Origin of the sequence: Microbacterium sp. NPDC089321 (assembly GCF_040684935.1) — a bacterium.
GTDB lineage: Bacteria > Actinomycetota > Actinomycetes > Actinomycetales > Microbacteriaceae > Microbacterium.
In genome coordinates, this window is the sequence record NZ_JBFBGX010000001.1 from 728,765 (window position 1) to 748,477 (window position 19,713).

General features: G+C 70.0%; 19 protein-coding genes. 9 read left to right on the forward strand and 10 right to left on the reverse strand.

All coding sequences use genetic code 11. The features are described 5' to 3' along the window. Positions 1-77: 77 nt before the first annotated feature. A complete protein-coding gene (locus AB0N59_RS03420; RefSeq protein ID WP_363478741.1) occupies positions 78-995 on the forward strand; it encodes a Gfo/Idh/MocA family oxidoreductase in 918 nt (305 codons plus the stop codon). Positions 996-1,119: 124 nt separating this feature from the next. Here the strand turns inward: AB0N59_RS03420 and AB0N59_RS03425 are convergent, their stop codons facing one another. From AB0N59_RS03425 to AB0N59_RS03445, 5 genes are all read right to left on the reverse strand, one after another. After that, positions 1,120-2,580 (reverse strand): lipase maturation factor family protein, encoded by a 1,461-nt coding sequence (locus AB0N59_RS03425; RefSeq protein WP_363478744.1) that lies wholly within the window; start codon positions 2,578-2,580, stop codon positions 1,120-1,122. Positions 2,581-2,700: 120 nt separating this feature from the next. Beyond that, complete coding sequence (locus tag AB0N59_RS03430; protein ID WP_363478747.1) at positions 2,701-3,084, reverse strand: RidA family protein; 384 nt, start codon at positions 3,082-3,084, stop codon at positions 2,701-2,703. Positions 3,085-3,113: 29 nt separating this feature from the next. Next, positions 3,114-3,845: an IclR family transcriptional regulator gene (locus tag AB0N59_RS03435; RefSeq protein ID WP_363478750.1), complete on the reverse strand. Its 732-nt coding sequence runs from the start codon at positions 3,843-3,845 to the stop codon at positions 3,114-3,116. Then, positions 3,845-5,455 (reverse strand): amidohydrolase family protein, encoded by a 1,611-nt coding sequence (locus AB0N59_RS03440; RefSeq protein ID WP_363478752.1) that lies wholly within the window; start codon positions 5,453-5,455, stop codon positions 3,845-3,847. The genes AB0N59_RS03435 and AB0N59_RS03440 overlap by 1 nt, the downstream gene beginning before the upstream one ends. A gap of 11 nt (positions 5,456-5,466) precedes the next feature. Continuing rightward, the gene (locus tag AB0N59_RS03445; protein WP_363478755.1) at positions 5,467-6,711 is read right to left on the reverse strand and encodes an amino acid aldolase; all 1,245 of its coding nucleotides are present in this window, start codon (positions 6,709-6,711) and stop codon (positions 5,467-5,469) included. A 76-nt stretch (positions 6,712-6,787) separates the two neighbouring features. Here AB0N59_RS03445 and AB0N59_RS03450 point away from each other — a divergent pair, with 76 nt between their 5' ends. Together AB0N59_RS03450 and AB0N59_RS03455 are read left to right on the forward strand one after the other, a co-directional pair. After that, positions 6,788-7,720: a sugar kinase gene (locus AB0N59_RS03450; protein ID WP_363478758.1), complete on the forward strand. Its 933-nt coding sequence runs from the start codon at positions 6,788-6,790 to the stop codon at positions 7,718-7,720. A gap of 13 nt (positions 7,721-7,733) precedes the next feature. Beyond that, a complete protein-coding gene (locus AB0N59_RS03455) occupies positions 7,734-8,336 on the forward strand; it encodes a bifunctional 4-hydroxy-2-oxoglutarate aldolase/2-dehydro-3-deoxy-phosphogluconate aldolase (RefSeq protein WP_363478761.1) in 603 nt (200 codons plus the stop codon). 126 nt (positions 8,337-8,462) lie between these two features. Here AB0N59_RS03455 and AB0N59_RS03460 read toward each other — a convergent pair whose 3' ends face one another. Beyond that, the gene (locus AB0N59_RS03460; protein WP_363478764.1) at positions 8,463-9,815 is read right to left on the reverse strand and encodes an MFS transporter; all 1,353 of its coding nucleotides are present in this window, start codon (positions 9,813-9,815) and stop codon (positions 8,463-8,465) included. Positions 9,816-9,982: 167 nt separating this feature from the next. Between AB0N59_RS03460 and AB0N59_RS03465 the strand changes: the two genes are divergently transcribed. After that, positions 9,983-10,687, forward strand: coding sequence for a helix-turn-helix transcriptional regulator (locus AB0N59_RS03465; protein WP_363478767.1), 705 nt, complete (start codon positions 9,983-9,985; stop codon positions 10,685-10,687). After that, positions 10,680-11,108: a rhodanese-like domain-containing protein gene (locus tag AB0N59_RS03470; protein ID WP_363478770.1), complete on the forward strand. Its 429-nt coding sequence runs from the start codon at positions 10,680-10,682 to the stop codon at positions 11,106-11,108. Before AB0N59_RS03465 ends, AB0N59_RS03470 begins: the two co-directional genes overlap by 8 nt. A gap of 64 nt (positions 11,109-11,172) precedes the next feature. Here the strand turns inward: AB0N59_RS03470 and AB0N59_RS03475 are convergent, their stop codons facing one another. The 4 genes from AB0N59_RS03475 to AB0N59_RS03490 all read right to left on the reverse strand — a co-directional run bounded on the left by AB0N59_RS03475 (position 11,173) and on the right by AB0N59_RS03490 (position 15,957). Continuing rightward, positions 11,173-12,084, reverse strand: a complete 912-nt coding sequence (locus AB0N59_RS03475) for a glycine betaine ABC transporter substrate-binding protein (RefSeq protein ID WP_363481186.1) — start codon at positions 12,082-12,084, stop codon at positions 11,173-11,175. Between the two features lie 49 nt (positions 12,085-12,133). After that, positions 12,134-13,060, reverse strand: coding sequence for an ABC transporter permease subunit (locus tag AB0N59_RS03480; RefSeq protein ID WP_363478773.1), 927 nt, complete (start codon positions 13,058-13,060; stop codon positions 12,134-12,136). Continuing rightward, positions 13,060-14,379, reverse strand: coding sequence for a glycine betaine/L-proline ABC transporter ATP-binding protein (locus tag AB0N59_RS03485; RefSeq protein WP_363478776.1), 1,320 nt, complete (start codon positions 14,377-14,379; stop codon positions 13,060-13,062). Before AB0N59_RS03485 ends, AB0N59_RS03480 begins: the two co-directional genes overlap by 1 nt. Positions 14,380-14,751: 372 nt before the next feature. Beyond that, positions 14,752-15,957, reverse strand: coding sequence for a methyltransferase (locus AB0N59_RS03490; RefSeq protein WP_363478779.1), 1,206 nt, complete (start codon positions 15,955-15,957; stop codon positions 14,752-14,754). 104 nt (positions 15,958-16,061) lie between these two features. Here AB0N59_RS03490 and AB0N59_RS03495 point away from each other — a divergent pair, with 104 nt between their 5' ends. The 4 genes from AB0N59_RS03495 (at position 16,062) to AB0N59_RS03510 (ending at position 19,634) form a co-directional block, all read left to right on the forward strand. Then, the gene (locus AB0N59_RS03495; RefSeq protein WP_363478782.1) at positions 16,062-16,745 is read left to right on the forward strand and encodes a TetR family transcriptional regulator; all 684 of its coding nucleotides are present in this window, start codon (positions 16,062-16,064) and stop codon (positions 16,743-16,745) included. Beyond that, positions 16,742-17,674, forward strand: a complete 933-nt coding sequence (locus AB0N59_RS03500) for an ABC transporter ATP-binding protein (RefSeq protein ID WP_363478785.1) — start codon at positions 16,742-16,744, stop codon at positions 17,672-17,674. Before AB0N59_RS03495 ends, AB0N59_RS03500 begins: the two co-directional genes overlap by 4 nt. Beyond that, entirely contained in the window at positions 17,671-18,471 is an 801-nt protein-coding gene (locus AB0N59_RS03505; RefSeq protein WP_363478787.1) for an ABC transporter permease subunit, read from the forward strand. The genes AB0N59_RS03500 and AB0N59_RS03505 overlap by 4 nt, the downstream gene beginning before the upstream one ends. 116 nt (positions 18,472-18,587) lie before the next feature. Beyond that, the gene (locus AB0N59_RS03510; RefSeq protein WP_363478790.1) at positions 18,588-19,634 is read left to right on the forward strand and encodes an NAD(P)-dependent alcohol dehydrogenase; all 1,047 of its coding nucleotides are present in this window, start codon (positions 18,588-18,590) and stop codon (positions 19,632-19,634) included. Positions 19,635-19,713: the final 79 nt, after the last annotated feature.

Below are 19,713 nucleotides of genomic sequence, written 5' to 3' on the forward strand. Positions count from 1 at the left end.
CTGCGGACGGTGCTGAGTGGTGGTCTCGGCGGTAGGTGGGGGTCTCGGCGGTGGGAGGGAGTCGTAGGCTCGGGCACATGGAGAACTCGCAGACGCTGCGCGTCGGGATCGTCGGAGCGGGAGGCATCGCGCCGCCGCACATCGAGGGCTGGCTGGCGCTGGGCGCCGAGGTCGCGATCCTGCGCAGGACGGATGCCGATGTGCTGGCCGACCGCTTCGGCATCCGGATCATCGGCGAACTCGACGAGCTGATCGACGCGGTCGACGTCGTCGACATCATCAGCCCCACCTCGACGCACCTCGACATCGCCCGGGCGGCCTTCGCACGCGGGCGGCACGTCGTATGCGAGAAGCCGCTCGCGGTCAGCACCGCCGACGCGCGGGCGCTCATCGACGCCGCCGACGAGGCGGGGGTCAGGCTCTTCCCCGCGCACGTCGTGCGGTACTTCGAGGGCTACCGCACGCTGAAAGAGAGCATCGACACGGTCGGCACGCTCACCGAGCTGACCTTCCGGCGCACGGTCGCCGCCCCCGACTCCGCCTGGTTCTATGCCGAAGACGCCGGCGGCGGAGTCATCCGCGACCTGATGATCCACGACATCGACCAGGCGCTGTGGCTGGCTGGCTCGGTCGTCGAGGTGTCGGCCACGCAGGATCCGCCCGCGGTCGGGGGCCGGGTGGCGCCGCCGGTGTCGGCGCACGTGACGCTCACCCACGCGAACGGCGCGATCAGCCACCTGCGCGCCGACTGGCTCGAGCCGGGCACGCCGTTCCGCTCGACCGTCGAGGTCGCCGGCGCCGAAGGCACTCTCCGCTACGACACCGACGTCGATCCCCTCGGGGCCGAGCCGTACCGTGCTCAGCTCGCCGACTTCGTCGACGCGATCCGCACCGGCGGCGAGGCGAGGGTCACCGCCGAAGACGGGCTCGCCGCGGTCGCCCTGGTGGATGCCGCGTATGCATCCCTCGCGGGAAGGCGCCCCGTCACGTTCTGACCGCTCGCCGCCCCTGCTCATCGCCGCCGCCCCTGCTCAGTCACGTCGCTCAGCAGGGGCGAGGAGGCTCAGCAGGGGCGGGAACATCCGAACAGGCGCACCACCACGCGGGCCGGCGGCGCGATCAGGAACCGGAGAGGCCCAGCGGGCGCACGAGCACATGCCGGCGGTCACGCACCCAGACGGCGCCCGACTCGCGGTGCTCGGCGCGGGTCGCGAATCGATAGCGGTACGAAATGACGCGCACCCACGCGGGCCGCTCGCCCTCGAAGGGGTCGCGGTGCAGCATCCGGAGCGTCGGGGCGTCTGCCTCGAGAAGACGCACGAGGAGCATCGTGAACCAGTCGTCGAGCGAACGTCCCAGCGGCAGGAACCACATGAGCCAGTCGAGGCGCAGGTGGTACGGCGCGAACTGCCGCGGGATCCGCCGCACATCTGTGGGCTTGCCCTTGAACTCGTACTCGCGCCAGTCCGCGGCATCCGGATCGGCGTCGGTCGTGCCCTCGACGACGTACTCGATGCGCTGCTTCGTCACGGTGCCGAACGCGCCGTACGCGTTCGCGAGCTGCCAGCGGTTGAAGCTGGCGTTCATCAGCTGCCGGCTCGCGAAGAGGTTGCGCAGAGCGGGCCAGCTGAGCACGAGATACAGGATGCCGATGGCCGAGGTGACGACGATCCAGTAGAGCGGGATGCCGGGCTCGCGCGTGCCCTCGGCGCCCGCGGGGAACCCGATCGCCGAGAACGCGATGACGATCGTCGCCCAGTTCAGCCATGCGAAGTTGCCGGTGACGACCAGCCACAGCTGGGTGAGGATGATGATCGCGGCAGCGATCGCACCGATCAGCAGCCACGGCCCGTCGGGCAGCCAGAGCGCACCGAGCGGCGCGAACAGGAAGAACGGCACGACCAGCTGCGCGAAGTGGCTGCCGATCACCTCGCCGCGATGGAACCACTTCGGCAGCAGATGCGCCTGCCGGCTGAGCGGCCCCGGCATCGGCTGCGTCTCGTGGTGGTACATGAGCGCGGTGAGGTCGCGCCATTCACGCCCGCCGCGGATCTTGATCATGCCCGCACCGAACTCGAGCCGGAACACCAGCCACCAGAACAGCACGATGACGACGGTGGGCGGGGGCTGATCGGCCGAGCCGAGGAACGCCGCGAGAAACCCCGCCTCGAGCAGCAGCATCTCCCAGCCGAACGAGTAGAACGTCTGCCCGATGCTCGTGATCGACATGTAGCCGCCCCACAGCAGCAGGAAGCAGATCATCGGCACCCAGGGCGGCGCCAGCTGCGGGATGCCGATCACCAGCAGCCCCGCGATGACCATGCCCGCCCCGCAGAGGGCGACGAGTCGGCGATCCGTGTAGCGGATCCTCGCGAAGAGGGTGGGGCGCAGCATCCGTCGCCTGCTCGTCGATCCGGCGACCCAGTTGAGCAGCTCGGGCGCGGGCAGCAGCCCTCGTTCGCCCAGCAGCGGACGGAACTGGTTCAGCGTCGACAGGAACGCGACCAGGTAGAGCGCCGCGATGCCCCTCTGCAGGACCTCGCGGGCGAATCCGAACTCGACGGCGGCGAATCCGTCCATGCCGACAGGCTACGACGGTGCGTGCACGCGCCGGAGGGGTATTGACAGCGTTCGAATCGCTCATCTGGCCGCATTCCTGCGCGCAGAGCTGCCAGATGAGCGATTCGAACGCCGGGGGGGTCAGCCCTGCGGCAGAGCGGCGACCACGTCGATCTCGACGAGGATGTTCGCGAGCTGCGAGCCCACCGTGGTGCGCACGGGGAACGGAGCCGTGAAGAACTCCTCGTACGCGGTGTTGAACTCGGCGAAGTCGGCGAGGTCCTGCAGGTGCACGGTCGACTTGACCACGTCGTCCATGGTCAGGCCGTGCTCGGCGAGCACCATCTGGATGTTGCGCAGCACCTGGCGGGTCTGATCGCCCACGTTGTCGGCGATCGCGTGGTCGTTCGCCGCGTCCTGCGGGCCGAAGCCGGCGGTGTACAGGAAGCCGTTCGCGACGACCCCGTGGCTGTACGGGCCTGCGGGGGTGGGGGCGCCTTCGGCGTAGAAACCGATCTTGGGCATCTTCTCTTCTCCTTCTTTCTCGGTTCTGTTCATCCCAGCTGGTGGGAGATCTCGGCTGCGGTCTCGCGCAGCATGGGCACGCGCTGCTCGAGCTGCGCGCGGTTCTGGGCGACGCGCAGCGCCGTGAGCGACAGGGCGCCCACGACGCCGGCCGACGTGACGATCGGCACGGCGACGCAGCCGACGAAGTCCTCGAACTCGGCGTCGTCGAACGCCCATCCGCGGCGGGCGGTGAGAGCGAGATCGGCGTCGAGGGCGGCGCGGGTGGTCAGCGTGTGCGCGGTGTGCGGATGCCAGTCGCTGCCGGCCAGCACGGCATCGCGGCGGTCGGCGGGCAGCTCGGCCAGGATCGCCTTGCCGATACCGCTGCAATAGGGCAGCACCGAGGCGCCGACGCGGGAGTACATGCGCACGCCTGCGGCGTCTTCGACCTTGTCGACGTAGACGATCTCATCGCCGATCAGCGCGCCGACGTGCAGGGTGTTGCCGACGATCCGGTGCAGCCGGCGCACGTGCGCGAACGCGGCACCGCGCAGGTCGAGCTGCTCGAGGGCCGCTCCGCCCAGCACGGCGAGCTGCATGCCGACCGCGTAGCGCCCGTCGCCCTGCCGGCGCACGAACCCGACCTGCTCGAGGCTCTGCAGCTCGCGGAACATGGTCGAGCGGTGGATGCCGAACTTCTCGGCCAGCTCGTTCACGGTCGCGGTCTCTGCGGCGAGCGCACTGAGGATGCCGGCGGCCCGGGTGACGCTCTGCGACATCAGGCACCCCCTCCACTCACGTCGCGATTTGGCTCGTGACGCAGGCCGCGACCGGGAAGGGCCCCGGTCAGCTCTCCGTCGGCGAGCACCTGCACTCCGGCGACGAAGACGTCGTCGATACCGGTGGCGAGGGTGCGGGGCTGCTCGTAGGTGGCGCCGTCGGCGACGGTCTCGGGGTCGACGAGCAGCAGGTCGGCGATCGCGCCCTCCTCGATCACTCCTCTGCGACCCAGGCCGAAGCGACGCGCCGGCTGTGCGGAGAGGTGATGCACGGCATCCGCCCACGTCCACGCGCCCAGCTCGCGCACGAACTCGCGCAGGTACCGCGCGAACGAGCCGGCCGCCCGCGGATGCGGGTGCGCGCCGACCCAGATGCCGTCGGAGCCGCCGATGTGACCCGGGTGCGCGAAGATGCGGGCGAGCTCGGTGGCGGGGCGCGGGCTCCGCACGGCCATGACGGCACTGCTCTCCATGCGCGAGGCCGCGAGCAGATCGAGCGCGAGGTGCATCGGGTCGGCACCCGCGCGCGCGGCGGCCTCGCGCAGGGTGAGGCCGTGCGCCCAGGCGAAGTCGGGTGCCGCGATGTGGGCGAGCGTGATCATGTCGGGCCAGTCGGGGCCGAGACTCGGGCTGTTCGAGGCGCGCTGCACGCACGTGTCGCGCAGGGCCTCGCGCCCGAGCGGATCGCCGAGCAGGGCGACGACGTCGTCGACCGGCAGCGCCGAGATCTCGGGCGGCAGCAGCGGCATGCCCAGCAGCGTGCAGCCACGGATGTACGGGTACGCGTCGAAGGTGGCCTCGACCCCTGCTGCCGCGAAGGCGTCGAGCTGCTCGAGCACGATGTCGGCGTCGGCGTGCAGGTGCGAGACGTGCACGGGCAGGGCGGCACCGGCATCCGCCGCCGCGCGCCGCGAGATGTCGACCATCTCCGAGATGCCGGCCGCGGTGTTCGCCTCGTATCCGCCGCGCATGTGGCTGACGTACACGCCGCCGGCGCGCGCGACCGGGGTGCAGAGCGCGGCGATCTCCTCGGCGTCCTGGAAGATGCCGGGCACGTAGTCGAGCCCGGTCGACAGGCCCAGCGCGCCCTCGGCCATGCCCTGCTCGACGAGGGCCACCATGCGCTGCCGTTCTGCGTCGGTCGCGACGGCGCTGCTGCGCCCGCACACCTCGAAGCGCACGGTACCTGCGGGCACCAGGTAGCCCGCGTTCAGCGCCGAGGCGCCGTCGACGGCATCCAGCAGCTCGGCGATGCCGCCGCCCGCGTAGGTCGGGTGGGGCCCGTTGATCGCCGCGAAGTACCCGCTCGCATAGGCCCCGTCGCCGGGTGCGTACGAGACGCCGTCCTGCCCGCCGATGATCGTCGTGACGCCCTGCCGCAGCAGCGCCCTGGTGACGTCGGGGTCGCGCAGCATGCCGTCGGCGTGCGAGTGCGCGTCGATGAACCCCGGCAGAACGAGGCGGCCGGTCGCGTCGATCACGCGGTCGCCGGGCCGGCTGCCGACCTCGCCGACGGCGACGATGAGGTCGCCGTCGATGGCGACATCAGCTGCGACGACGCCGCCGGATGCCACGACGGAGCCACCCCGCAGAACTGTGCGACCGGACATGCTGCTCCCCCTCAGAACCAGGTGCGGATCAGGTCGATGACCACGCCCGACTCGATCGAGTCGACCACGGGCATGACGCGCCACTTGTCGAAGGCGGTGCACGGGTGCGACAGACCGAAGCGCACGACCTCGCCCACCGCGAGCGGCTCGGCCGGCCGAACGTAGCTGTGCTGGTCGTTCATCGCCGACACGGTCGCGTCGATCGGATGCCAGGGGCCGGCCAGCTCGGGGGCCGCGGCGCGCGGGATCGGCAGCCCCTCGTCATACGGCAGGTCGCGCTTTCCGGCATCCACCAGCGCCAGACCGGCCTCGGGCCGGGAGACGACCCTGGCGATGCCGTGCATCGCGTTGACGAAGTGCGGGCCGGCTCCGGTGCCGCCCTCGTCGAACGGCGAGATGCTGCGGTAGAAGCCGTCGTCGTGCACGATGTACGCGCCCGAGCGCAGGGTGAAGCGGGTGCGGCCGTCGCGCTCGGCGCCCGACCACACGTCGGCGACGATCTCGAAGTAGGCGCTGCCGCCTGCGGTCACATAGAGCTCGCCGTCGTCGTACAGCGGGGCGATCGCTCGGTGCAGCTCGAGCTGCGCCTCGAGGTAGGCGCGGACTGCGTCGAGTCCGGCGGCGGAGCGGTCGTGCGCGAGGCTGCCCTCGTATCCCGAGACGCCGGCCAGCCGCAGCACGTCGGACGCGGCGAGGCGTTCGGCGATCTGCACGGCCTCGGCGATCGAGCGGGCGCCGGTGCGTCCGCCCGCGGCGCCGAGCTCGACGCACACGTCGACGGGCCTGGGTACGCCCACCGCTCGCAGGCCCCGCTCCATCGCGTCGACGGTGTCGATCGAGTCGGCCCAGCACACGAAGCGGAAGCCGGGGTCGGCGAGCTCGCCGGCGAGCCACGCGAGCGAGCGGGCGTCGACGGCCGCGTTCGCGAGCATGATCGAGTCGAGTCCGAGGTCGCGGCCGGTGCGCACCTGGCCCATGGTCGCGAGGGTGATGCCGAGTGCGCCGGCGTCGAGCTGACGCTGCCACAGCTCGGGCGCCATGGTGGTCTTGCCGTGCGGCATGATCTCGAGTCCGTTCGCGGCGCACCAGTCGGCCATCGTGGCGACGTTGGCGCGCATCGCGGCGTCGTCGAGCACGATCAGCGGGGTCCAGAACTCGTCGAGCCGGGGTTCGGTGGCGAGGAAGGCGGATGCCGTCATGCCGATCGCCCGATCCGGGATGCCCTTGTCGCGCGCCGTCAGCAGCTCATCGCTCATATGCGTCTTCTCCTCGCTGTGCGTATGTTGCAACGTGCATTGCAGTGTGTGCACACGCCGCCTCATCATGGTAACCATGCCCGACACCTCCGCACCACGCCTGATCGCGATAGGCGAGACGATGGCCCTCATCGCGCCCGCTCGCCCCGAGCCCCTCGCCACCACGCAGGAGGTGCGACTGCTCATCGGCGGCGCGGAGTCGAACGTCGCGATCCACGCGGCGCAGCTGGGCATCCCGACCGCGTGGGTCAGCGCCGTCGGCGACGATGCGCTGGGCGTGCGCGTGCGCGACGAAGTCGCCTCGCACGGCGTCGACGTCGGCTGGGTGACGACCGATGCGCAGGCCCCCACCGGCGTTTACTTCAAAGACCCCGGCAAGGGCGTGCTGTACTACCGCCGCGGCTCCGCGGCCTCGGCGATGACCCCGGAGTCGATCGCCGACGTTCCGCTCGAGGGCGCCGAGCTCGTGCACATCTCGGGCATCACGCCGGCGCTCTCGCGCAGCTGCGCCGCGCTCATCGACTCGGTCATCGACCGCGTGGCCGCCGGCGACGGCATCCTGAGCTTCGACGTCAACCACCGCGCGGCGCTGTGGCAGCCGGGTGCCGCCGCGCCCGCTCTGCTCGACCTCGCCCGCCGGGCCGATCTGGTCTTCGTGGGCCTCGACGAGGCCGACGGACTGTGGGGCACCCCAGACGCCGACGCGGTGCGTGCGCTGCTGCCCGAGCCCGCGCTGCTCATCGTCAAGGACGGCGACGTGGGAGCCACCGAGTACGAGCGACGAGGCGACACCGACGTGCGCACCTTCGTCGCCGCGATCAAGACCGAGGTCGTCGAGGCGGTCGGAGCCGGCGACGCCTTCGCGGCCGGCTACCTCGCGGCGCACCTGAACGGCGCCGAGGCCGACGACCGCCTTCAGGCCGGCCACCGGCGCGCGCACCTCGTGCTGCAGTCCACCGGCGACCTGCTGCCCGACCCTCCCCGTGACGACACCCCCGACCGAGCCTGAAAGGCGATCGAACATGACCGATAACTCCGTCTTCGAAGACATCTTCCGCGACGTGCCCCTGATGGCGATCCTGCGTGGAATGGGGGTCGAGCGCACGCTCGCCACCGCGACCCGCGCCTGGGATCTCGGCATCACCGCCGTCGAGGTGCCCGTGCAGACGCCGACCGATGTCGAGGCGCTGCGCGTGCTCGCCGAGGCCGCGCGCGAACGAGGGCTGACCGTGGGTGCGGGCACCGTCGTCTCGCTCGAGCACGTGCGACAGGCCGCTGACGCGGGCGCGGCGTTCACCGTCAGCCCCGGGTTCGACATCGACGTGGTGCGGGCCTCGCACGACGCCGGGCTTCCCCCGCTGCCCGGCGTCTCGACCGCGACCGAGGTGCAGCACGCGCTCGGCGAGGGGCTGACCTGGCTGAAGGCGTTCCCCGCGTCGCTGCTGGGCACCGGATGGTTCCCCGCCATGCGCGGGCCGTTCCCGCAGGCGCGCTTCGTCGCCACGGGTGGCATGGACTCGGGCAACGCCCGGTCGTACCTCGACGCCGGCGTGCGCGTGGTGGCCGTCGGCTCGGCACTCGAAGACGAGAGCCAGCTGCCCGCGCTCGCCCAGCTGCTCGCCTGACGCCCGCGAGGCGCCGCGTCAGACGGACGCGGCGCCGAGAGCACCACACGTCGCCGAGTGCACCGCCTGTTCGCGTGAACAGGCGGTGCACTCGGCGTTCTCATGTGCTCTCGACGCACCAGCAGGTCAGACGTCGGCCGACACCCGGGGCGTCACGACGAGCTCGTGCAGACGGCCGGCGCCCTCGACGTCGGGGCGGATGGAGGCCATCATCGTGGCGATCACGCCGACGATCGCGATCACCGCGGCGTAGACCACGACGGGCCAGAACGCTCCGCCCGCTGCCGCCACGAGGGCGACGCAGATGATCGGCGCGAGGCCGCCGCCGAGGGTGTTCGAGATCTGGTACCCGATGTTGACGCCCGTGGTGCGCGCCTCGGGGTCGAACATCTCGGCGAGCATGGTCGCCAGGGTCGCCTGCATCGCGACGCCGAAGACCACGAAGCCGATGATCTGACCGAGCCAGATCAGCCACATGTTCCCGGTGGTGAACAGGGCGAAGGCCGGGTAGACCATGGCGGCGAAGCCGAGGCATCCGATGATGTAGACGGTACGGCGGCCGATCCGGTCGGAGATGTGGCCCCACAGCGGGGCGACGACGATCTGCAGCAGGCCGACGATCATCGTTCCTGCGAAGCCCATCCAGGCCGGCAGGTTCTTGTTCGAGACCATGAAGCTGAGGCCGTAGGTGAGGATCACATAGCCGGCGATCGACTGGGGGAGGCCGATCAGGATGCCGAGGATCGTGTTCTTCGGGTGGCGGAAAGCCTCGACGAGGGGGTTGTGCTTCTTGCCGGTCGCCGAGACGAGCAGCGTGGTCGTCGTGGTGAACTCCTCGGACTCCTCGAGGTGGCGACGTAGGATCACCGCGGCGATCGCGAGCACCATCGAGAACACGAACGGGATGCGCCATCCCCACTCGATGAACCACGAGCCCGGCGTCAGACCGAGGCCTGCCATCAGACCGCCCGAGACCACGTTGGCGACACCGGCACCGCTGATCAGGAAGGCGCCGTACAGGCCCTTCTTGCCGATCGGGGCGGCCTCGACGACCATCGTCGCGGCACCGCCCATCTCGCCGCCGACGAAGAAGCCCTGGCAGAGACGGAAGAAGAGCAGCAGCAGCGGGGCGGCGACGCCGATGGCCTGATCGGAGGGGATGAGGCCGATGCCCGTCGTGGCGAGCCCCATGCCGACCACCGTGCTCATCAGCACGACCTTGCGGCCGACGCGGTCGCCGATGACGCCCCAGACGATGCCTCCGACCGGGCGCAGGAAGAACCCGACGGCGAACGTCGCGAACGACGACAGCTGCGCGATCACGGGGTCTTCGGTCGAGAAGAAGACGGCCGGGAAGACGGCGGCCGAGGCCAGACCGTACAGGTAGTAGTCGTAGTACTCGATCAGCGTGCCGATCGCGCCACCGGCGACGGTCTTTCGCTGTCTCGGCGTCAAGCCGCTCGATGCGACTGTGGCCATGGGAGCCTCCTTGCTCAGTGGGGGGTTGGAGATCCGCCCGGGTTCGTCACCCTCGACGGGAAGTGCTCTGGACGCTAAGATAACCGAAGTAGAGACAGAATGTCTAGATTGAATATTTTTTGTAAAGCTGAACAGTTTGTAGGTGGACGATGACGACACAGACGGCGATGAGTGAAGCAGCGACGGCTCTGGCAGAAGACGCCGCGCGCCAGACGTACGAGAGCGCCGAAGAGGTGCTGCGGCTGTACCGCCCCGTGATGCGGGCCCTCGCGACCGCCGCCGGCCCCTCGGTCGAGGTCGTGCTGCACAACCTCGACGGTGCCGACGTCGACCTCGGGCACACCATCATGGCGATCGAGAACGGCCACGTCACGGGTCGCGCCGTGGGCGGGCCGTCGACCTCGCTGGGCATCGACGTCATGAAGGACCGCCAGAAGAACCACGACGCGTTCGGCTACCGCGCGGTCACCAGCGACGGGCGCGAGCTGCGCTGCTCGTCGGTGTACTTCCACAACGCGGCCGGCGACATCATCGCCTCGTTCTGCATCAACGTCGACCTCAGCCCGCTGCAGCAGGCGCGCAACATGCTCGAGGCGCTGCTGCCGGTGGCGAACACCGCTCCCGACGCACCCCAGGAGCACTTCGGCACCGACATGGGCTCGGTCATGGATCAGATGATCGCCGAGGCGATCGGCGAGATCGGCCGCCCCGTCGCGCAGATGACGCGAGACGACAAGATCGCCGTGCTCGAGAAGCTCGACCAGCGCGGGGTCACCCAGATGCGCAAGTCGATCCAGACGATCGCGAAGCGGCTGAACATCTCGCGCGTCACGGCCTACTCGTACCTCGACGAGACCCGCAGCCGTGGCTGAGAGCGCCGGCTCTGCGTCCATCGCCGCCCGCCTGGCGCACGTCGACGCGCGCCTGGCGTTCGAGATCGACATCTTGGCGGCAGCCGCGGCCGTCGACGCCGGCGAGGCGGTGCTGGTAGACACCCGCCGGCAGGAATCGTGGGACCACGGCCACATCGCCGGCGCCCTGCACCTGCCGAAGGCGACGATGGATGCCCGGATCGCCGAGCTGCCGCGCGACCGCACGCTCATCGTCTACGGATGGGGGCCCGGCTGCAACGGGGCCGCCGCCACCGCCCGCGAGCTGCTCGCCGCCGGGCTCGACACCCGCGAGCTGTTCGGCGGCTACGAGTACTGGGTGCGCAAGGGCTTCCCGGTCGAGAAGGACGGCGTGACCTCGCGTCAGGCCCCCGACCCGCTGGTCACCGCCGAGATCCACTGACCGCGGATGCGCCGAGGCCCCTGCCCGGGCATCCGGAAGCAGGGGCCTCAGCCAGGCGATCAGATCACTTGATCACGTCGGGGTGCTCCTTCAGCCACGCCTCGACGGCCTCGCGCTCCTTGCCCTCGCCGTACTCGTTGACGACCAGGTCCTCGAGCGCGCCGTACTGCTCGTCGTCGAGCTTGATGCTCTCGATGAGCTCTGCGGCCTCGGGGAACTCGTCGGCGAAGCCCTTCGTGCCGAGGAAGTGCAGACCCTCTGCCTCGCCCATCAGGCCCTTCGGGTCTTCGAGATCCTTCACGGGGAAGGCGTCGTTGGCCCAGAACGGACGCCACAGCGTCACGACGACGTCCTCCTTGGCATCCGTCGCCTTCTTCAACTCGGTGAGCATGGCGGCGGTCGACGAGGTGACGAGCTCGTACTCGCTGTTCAGGCCGGTCTCGTCGAGCATCTTGGTGGTCTGCTCGGTCAGGCCGGCGCCCGGCTCGATGCCGATGATCTTGCCGTCGTAGTCCGCGCCCTTGCCCTTGAGGTCGTCGATCGACGTCAGCTCGGAGTACTCGGGCACCGCGATGGTCAGCTTCGCGTTGTCGTAATAGGTGCCGAGGTCTTCGATGTCGTCGCCGTACTCATCCATGTACTTCTTGTGGGTGAGCTCGGGCCAGGCCGACGGGTAGATGTCGACGTCGCCCTGCGCGAGGCCGGTGTAGAGCGGGCCTGCGTCGGTGAGGGTCTTCATCTCGACCTCGTAGCCGAGCTCTTCGAGCTTGTTCTCGAGCAGGTACGCGGTGCTGAGACCGTCGGTCCACGACGGCAGGAAGCCGAGCGTGATGGTGCCCTTGTCGCCCGTGGAGCCGCTGCCGGCGTCGCCGCCGGTTCCGCCCGTTCCGCCGTTGCCGCCGGGGGCGCAGCCGGTGAGTGCGAGCGAGCCGATGGCCCCGATGGCCAGGAGTGCTGTGATCTTCTTCTTCACGATGTTCTCTTCCTGTTGCGTATGTGTGATTGCGGGTCGTGCAGGGTGCGGGTCACGCGGGCTGCAGTGCAGCATCCGGAGCCGAGGCGGATGCCGCGGCGCGGCGCTGCGCGTCGCGACGACGCGCCATGATGCCGAGCAGTGAGGCGTGGTTCTCGGCCGGCGTGCCGAGGGCTGCGGTGACGCGGTCGAGGAAGACCGCGATCAGCACCACGCCGAGTCCGGCCTCGACGCCCTTGGCGATGTTGATCGTCGAGATCGCCTCGACCACCATCTTGCCGAGGCCGTCGGCGCCTGCCATGCCGGCGATGACCGCCATCGACAGGGCGAGCATGATGACCTGGTTGATGCCGGCCATGATGGTCGGCATCGCGAGCGGCAGCTGGATGCCGCGCAGGATCTGCCCCGGCTTCGCGCCGAACGCCTGGCCGGCCTCGACGGTCTCGCTGTCGACGCCGCGGATGCCCAGCTCGGTGAGCCGCACCCCAGGAGGCAGCGCGAAGATGATCGTCGCGACCATGCCCGGCACAACGCCGATGCCGAAGAACACGATCGCGGGGATCAGGTAGACGAACGCGGGCATCGTCTGCATGAAGTCGAGCACGGGCTTCAGCAGCGCGCGCACGGTGCTGTTGCGCGCCGACCAGATGCCCAGCGGCACCGCGATCAGCACGGCGACGACGGTCGCGACGAGCACGAGCGACATGGTCTGCATCGCGGGAACCCACAGGTCCATGCCGACGATCAGCAGCAGCGACACGGCCGTGCCGATCGCGAGCTGCCACGAGCGCACCAGCCACGCGATGAGCGCCGCGATCGCGATGATCGCGACGAAGTGCACCGACAGCAGGCCCATCGTGAGCCCGTTGACCAGCCAGCCGAAGACGAAGGCGATGCCGTCGAGCAGACCGTCGAGATTGTCCTTGACCCAGTCGACGAAGGCGGCGACCCAGCTTCCGATAGGAATGCGGAAATCCATCAGCGCACCTCCTCGGCGTCGGCGGCACCGGCCGCGTCATCGGCGGCCGCCTCGGTGAACGAGCTCGCCTCGGCGAGCACCTCGTCGATCACGGCCTGCGGCATCGGGTTGAGCGGCAGGGTCAGCTCGCCGGTCGCGCCCGGCCCCGGTCCGAGCGCGGCGAGCAGCGTCACGCGCGGGATCACACCGGTGAGGCGGCCCTCGGCATCCGTCACCGCGAGCGGAAGCGGCGACTCGACCGACGGGATGAACAGGTTCATCAGCACCTCGTTCTCGTCGACGACCTGCGGCGCCGGCTTGAGGATGGATGCCAGAGACGACTCGCCCCTGCGCACGAGCTTCACGGCGTCGCGGTCGGTGACGATGCCGACCAGCTTGCGGTCGCGGCCGACCACATAGGTCGCCGACATGTAGGCATCCCGCATCTGGCGCAGCGCCGTGCGGGGACCAGCCGACTCGGCCACGACCGGGCGCGGACGCTCCATGACGTTCGACGCGGTGAGCACGCGGGCGCGGTCGACGTCCTGCACGAACTGCTCGACGTAGTCGTTCGCCGGGTCGGTCAGGATGTCTTCCGGCGTGCCGATCTGCACGATGCGGCCGTCGCGCATCACCGCGATGCGGTCGCCGAGGAACATCGCCTCGTTGAGGTCGTGCGTGATGAACACGATGGTCTTCTGCAGCTTCGCCTGCAGCTCGACCAGCTGCTCCTGCATCTCGCGGCGGATCAGCGGGTCGAGAGCACTGAACGCCTCGTCCATCAGCAGGATGTCGGTGTCGGCGGCGAGCGCGCGGGCGATGCCGACGCGCTGCTGCATTCCGCCCGACAGCTCGCTGGGCAGCTTGTCGCCCCAGCCTTCGAGGCCCACCAGGGCGAGGATCTCGTCGGCCTTGCGCAGGCGCTCCGTCTTGCTCACGCCCTTCAGCTCGAGCGGGTAGGCGACGTTCGCGGCGACCGTGCGGTGCGGCAGCAGCGCGAAGTGCTGGAACACCATCGAGACGCGGTCACGACGGATGTCGCGCAGACGCGAGGCCGGGATGCCGGTGATCGCGTCACCGCCGATCGTGATGCTGCCCGCCGTCGCGTCGTGCAGGCCGTTGAGCATGCGGATGATGGTCGACTTGCCGGAACCCGACAGGCCCATGATGACGAAGATCTCACCGCGGTTCACGGTGAAGCTCGCGTCGATCACGGCGGCGGTGCCGACATCCTGCACCTCGGTGCGGGTCTCACCGGCCTTCAGACGCTTCACGGCCTGCTGCGGATTCCGACCGAAGACCTTATAGATATTGCGCGCTTCAAGAGCGGTTTCGGACACGTTTCCCCCGTTGCCCACCGATTTCTTCGGGTCTCGGCGGGCCGCTTCGGTTACGCCCGGGTGACGTTCTCAAGGCCGTTTCGACACTGCTGCACTGGCGGCACAGACGGGGATTTCGGATCCCCGCGATAGAACATCGACCGTACGCTCACGCCTCTTCGTGTACAGCTCAAGTCGAAAGAAGGACGCGACCGCGGACTGGTCATGGTGACCTCTCGGCCACCTGTCCACGCTAACGAATGGCTGATCCGGTGGCAAATCTGGGTCGTGGATTCGCCGCCCCACCGGGGGTTCTTCCCCTCAGTTCGAATCGCTCAACTTGCGGTTCTCAGGTACGAGAACCTGCAGATCGAGCGATTCGAACGCGGCCGGTCAGCCCCGCCTGACGCTGCGCGTGACGGTGAACTTCGGAGTGCGAGCGACCTGCTCGGTCGGCCCGACGTCGCGGGTCAGCACACCCCGATGATCGAGGTGCGAGTTGAACACCGTCCACACCTCGCCGCCGGGTCGCAGCAGCCGCGCCGCGGCCTGGATCAGCCGCTGGCCCGCCCCCTCGTGCACGGTCGCACCGAGGTGGAACGGCGGGTTCAGCAGCACGAGGTCGGCCGAGCCGTCCGGCAGCTCCGACCCGGCGTCGTCGAGGGTGACCGTGATGCGCCCCGCCAGTCCGTTCGCGACGACGGTCGCCTGCGCCGAGCGCGCCGCAGACGCCGATCGATCGGTGGCGGTGATCACGGCATCCGGATGCCGCTGCGCGAAAGCCACCGCGAGCGCGCCCGTTCCGCAGCCGAGGTCGACGACTCTCAGCGGGGGCGGCGTCACAACTCCGGAGAATTCTGCGGGAATGCCGCCGATCGGGGCATCCGTCGGCTGAAACGGCTCGGATCTCCGGAGTTCGGCCGGTGCCGGCGGCGCGAGAGTCGACATGACATCGATCAGAACCCGCGTGCCGATGTCGAGACGGGCGCCCGCGAAGGCCCCGCCATAGGCGCTCAGGGTCAGTCCGTCGTGCTGCCGGGTGACGGGGAACGGCGGCCGGTCGGGCACGGGCAGGGCACCGGATGCCACGATCAGCCGCGACTTGCGCTCCGCGCGCTGCGGCTGCACGTGGGCGAAGTACCGCGCGAGCACCTCGTTCTGCGTGAGGGCCATGTGCTTCACCCGCCCGCCGGCGACGAGCGTGACGTCAGGTGCCGCCCAGCGGGCGACGACATCGGCGACCTCTTCGAGCTCGGCGAGGCCCTTCGGAAGCTGCAGAAGCACGAGGCGCGCACCCGTGAGCAGCGAGCTGTCGAGCTCGTGGGCCGCGGGCAGGGCGAGACCGAGCGCGCGGGCGTTGGCGGCGAGCGCGCGCCGGCCGGTGACGAGGTCCTGATGCACGCGGATGCCCTGCAGTCCGGCATCCGTCAGCGCGAGCGAGATCGCACCGTACTCGTCGCCGATGACGGCGATCGCGTCGCCGGCGATGCCCATGTCGAGCGCCCGCTGCACGAGCAGCTCGTCGGTGGCATCCCAGGCCTGCAGGTTCGGCGCTTCGACATCGGGAAACCGCCGCAGAGCGCTGAAATCGAAGGCCATCTGCTCACACTATCCGTCGCGGCGAGGGGCCCCCTCGCGCCCTGAGCTTCGGCCCGCACCGCCACCGCTTGACCGCGACTGAACATCTGTTTAGTCTGCTGTACATGCGTTCAGCCTCTGATGACCTCACGGCCCGAGCCCGCATCCGCGAGGCCGCTATCCGCGCCTTCGCCCGCGACGGATTCGACGCCGTAAGCATGCGCGCGATCGCGAAGGACGCGGGCGTCAGCGCCGCCCTGATCGTGCACCACTTCGGCGACAAGAACGCGCTGCGCACAGCATGCGACGACTACGTCGTGGCGGCGTTCATCGACGACAAGCACGAGCTTATCGAGGCGCCGACAGCCGACCGCATCCGCGCGGCGCTGAACGACGTCGAACGCTACGGGCCCTACGTCGACTACCTCGGCCGCATGCTCGGCGACAGCACACCCGCCGCCGACCGGCTGTTCGACGAGATCATCCGCGTCACCCGCGACGTGCTCGACGAGCAGCGCGCGGCGGGGCTGCTCGTCGAGATGAGCGATCCCGAGATGACCACCCTGCTGGTCGCGATGATGGGCCTCGCGCCCCTGATGATGCGCGCACAGGTCGGACGCGTGCTCGGGCACGACCAGCTCAGCCCCGCAGGCATGCTGCGCACCACCCTCCCCACCCTCGAGCTGCTCACCCACGGCATCTACTCGAGCACCGCATTCCTCGACGGGGCGCGCCAGGCCGTGGCATCCGAGACGGCGCCGGAGGCCGCGCCGCGAACCGACCACCCCACCGAAGGAGGGGCATCATGAGTTCCGCCATCGACATCACCGGGCTGCACAAGCGCTACGGCCATCGCACCGCCGTGCACGACCTCGACCTGCACGTGCGTCCGGGCACGATCTACGGCCTGATCGGGCCGAACGGCGCCGGAAAGACCACCACGCTCCGCACCCTCGTCGACATCATCCGGCCCACCTCGGGCCAGGTGCGCGTGCTCGGGGAGGACCCGCGGCACGGCGGCGCCCGCCTGCGCCGGCGCATCGGCTTCGTCCCTGGCGAGCTGCGTCTGGAAGGACGGGTGACGGGGCACCGGATGCTGTCGTTCTACTCCGAGACCTCCGGCCCGGTCTCCAGGGCGTACACGGCCGAGCTGGCCGAGCGCCTCGGCGTCGACCTCTCGCGCCCCGTGCGCAGCCTGTCGAAGGGCAACAAGCAGAAGATCGGGCTGATCCAGGCGTTCATGCACCGCCCCGAGCTGCTGATCCTCGACGAGCCGACCAGCGGACTCGACCCGCTCGTGCAGCGCGAGTTCCTCACCATGGTGCGAGAGGCGCGCGAGGCGGGGCAGACGGTGCTGCTCAGCTCGCACGTGCTCAGCGAGATCCAGCAGACCGCCGACGAGGTGGCCGTTCTGGCCGCCGGGCGCATCGTCGCCCAGGGCGACGTCGCGTCGCTGCGCCTCGGGTCGGTGCGGCGGGTGCGGGTCGCGCTCGATGCGCAGGATCCGGATGCCCTGCACCGCCGCTTCACGGGCATCCCGGGCGTGACAGAGCTCGAGGTGGCCGCGCACGGTGAGGCGCTGCACCTGACCGCCACCGTCGAGGGCGGTATCGACCCGTTCGTGAAGGCGCTCGCGCAGGAGACGGTGCGCGACCTGACGATCGAGGAGCCCGACCTGGAGGAGAGCGTGCTGCGCCTCTACGGCCCGGCCGCTCGCACCGAGGGAGGTGCGCGATGAGCGCCGTGCTGCCGGTGTTCCGGCGCAGCATCCGCGAGTCGTGGCGCAGCCTGGTCGGCTGGAGCCTCGGCATCGCCGCCGTGCTGTTCCTGTATCTGCCGCTGTACCCGAGCTTCGGGGCGAACGGGCAGCTCGACAGCGTCATCGAGGCGCTGCCGAAACAGCTCGTCGACACGATCGGCTACGACCAGATCGCGACCGGGGCCGGCTACGCGCAGAGCACGTTCTTCGGCCTGATGGGCTTTCTGCTGCTGACCATCGCCGCGGTGCTGTGGGGCTCGGCCGCGATCGCGGGGGCCGAGGAGTCGGGCCGCCTCGAGCTCGACCTGGCCCACGGCATCGGCCGCGCGCAGTACGCGATCGAATCGGCGCTCGCGGTGCTCGTGCGGATGCTGTGGCTCGGCGCCTTCTCGGGAGCGATCGTGCTCGCGTTGAACGGCCCTGCGGAGCTGGGCATCCATCCTCCGCACATCGTCGGAACCTCGCTGGCCCTCACCGGACTCGCTTTCCTCAGCGCGACGGCAGGACTCCTCGCGGGCGCCCTGACCGGCCGCAGGGCCTGGGCCACCGGCGTCGCGGCGGCGGTCGCCGTGCTCGGCTACGCGTTCCAGGCGGTGGCGAAGCAGTCCGCCGACCTCGAGTGGCTGAACGCCCTCTCGCCGTATGCGTGGGTCTACCACCAGCCGCCGTTGAAGGACGGCGTCGACGCGGGCGGCCTGCTGCTGGTGTGGGGCATCGCGATCGTGCTGGCACTGGCATCCGCCCTCGCCCTGTCGCGCCGCGACCTGCGCGGCTGACCCGCCCGGCATCTCGTCTCCCGCGACGAGGCCCGCACCTCTCGCCGAGACCTACAGTTGCTACTGCAGGTCTCGGCGAGAAGCGCCGGTCTCGGCGACATGAACGAGGAGAGCGAATGACCACCACCGTGAAGGCGTACGGCGCCACCAGCGCCACCGCACCCCTGGAGCCACTGACCATCGAGCGTCGCGACGTCGGCCCGCACGACGTGCGCATCGACATCGACTACGCCGGCATCTGCCACTCCGACATCCACACCATCCGCGGCGACTGGGGTCCGATCCAGTACCCGCAGGTGGTCGGCCACGAGATCGTCGGGCGCGTCGCCGAGGTGGGCGCATCCGTCACGCGCCACAGGGTCGGAGACCTCGTCGGCGTCGGATGCCAGTCGAACTCGTGCCGCACGTGCGCGCAGTGCGAGCAGGGCAACGACCAGTACTGCCTGAACGGCAACACCCAGACGTACGCCTCGGTCGATCCGGCCGATGGCACCATCACCCAGGGCGGCTACTCGCAGGCTGTCGTCACCGATGAGAACTACGTCGTCGCGATCCCCGAGGGGCTCGACCCCGAGCGCACTGCGCCGCTGCTGTGCGCGGGCATCACGCTCTACTCGCCGCTGCAGCACTGGAAGGCGGGCCCCGGCACACGTGTCGCGGTCGTCGGCATGGGCGGCCTCGGGCACATGGGCGTGAAGATCGCGGTGGCTCTGGGCGCCGAGGTCACCGTGCTCTCGCGCGGAACCAAGAAGCGCGATGACGCGCTCGGCTTCGGTGCGGCACGGTACGTCGACACGACCGACTCGGCGGCGATGCGCGAACTGCGCGACAGCTTCGATCTGATCCTCAACACGGTCTCGGCCGAGCTCGACATCGCCGCCTATCTGCGGCTTCTCGACGTAGACGGAACCCTGGTGAACGTCGGCGCGCCGACCGAGCCGTTCCGCGTGCCGGCGTTCTCGCTGATCCCGCGTCGCCGATCGCTGGCCGGGTCGACCACGGGCAGCATCTCGGAGATCGAGGAGATGCTCGCGTTCTGCGCCGAGCACGGCATCATGCCCGAGACCGAGACGGTCGCGGCCGAGGGCATCAACGAGGCGTGGGAGCGTGTGCTCTCGGCCGACGTCCGCTACCGCTTCGTCATCGACACGCACACGCTCTGACGCAGCGCCGCGGTGAGCACGCGGGGTCGGTCGGGCCGCGAGACCGTGCACGACCGACCCCGCATGCCCTAGCGTGAGC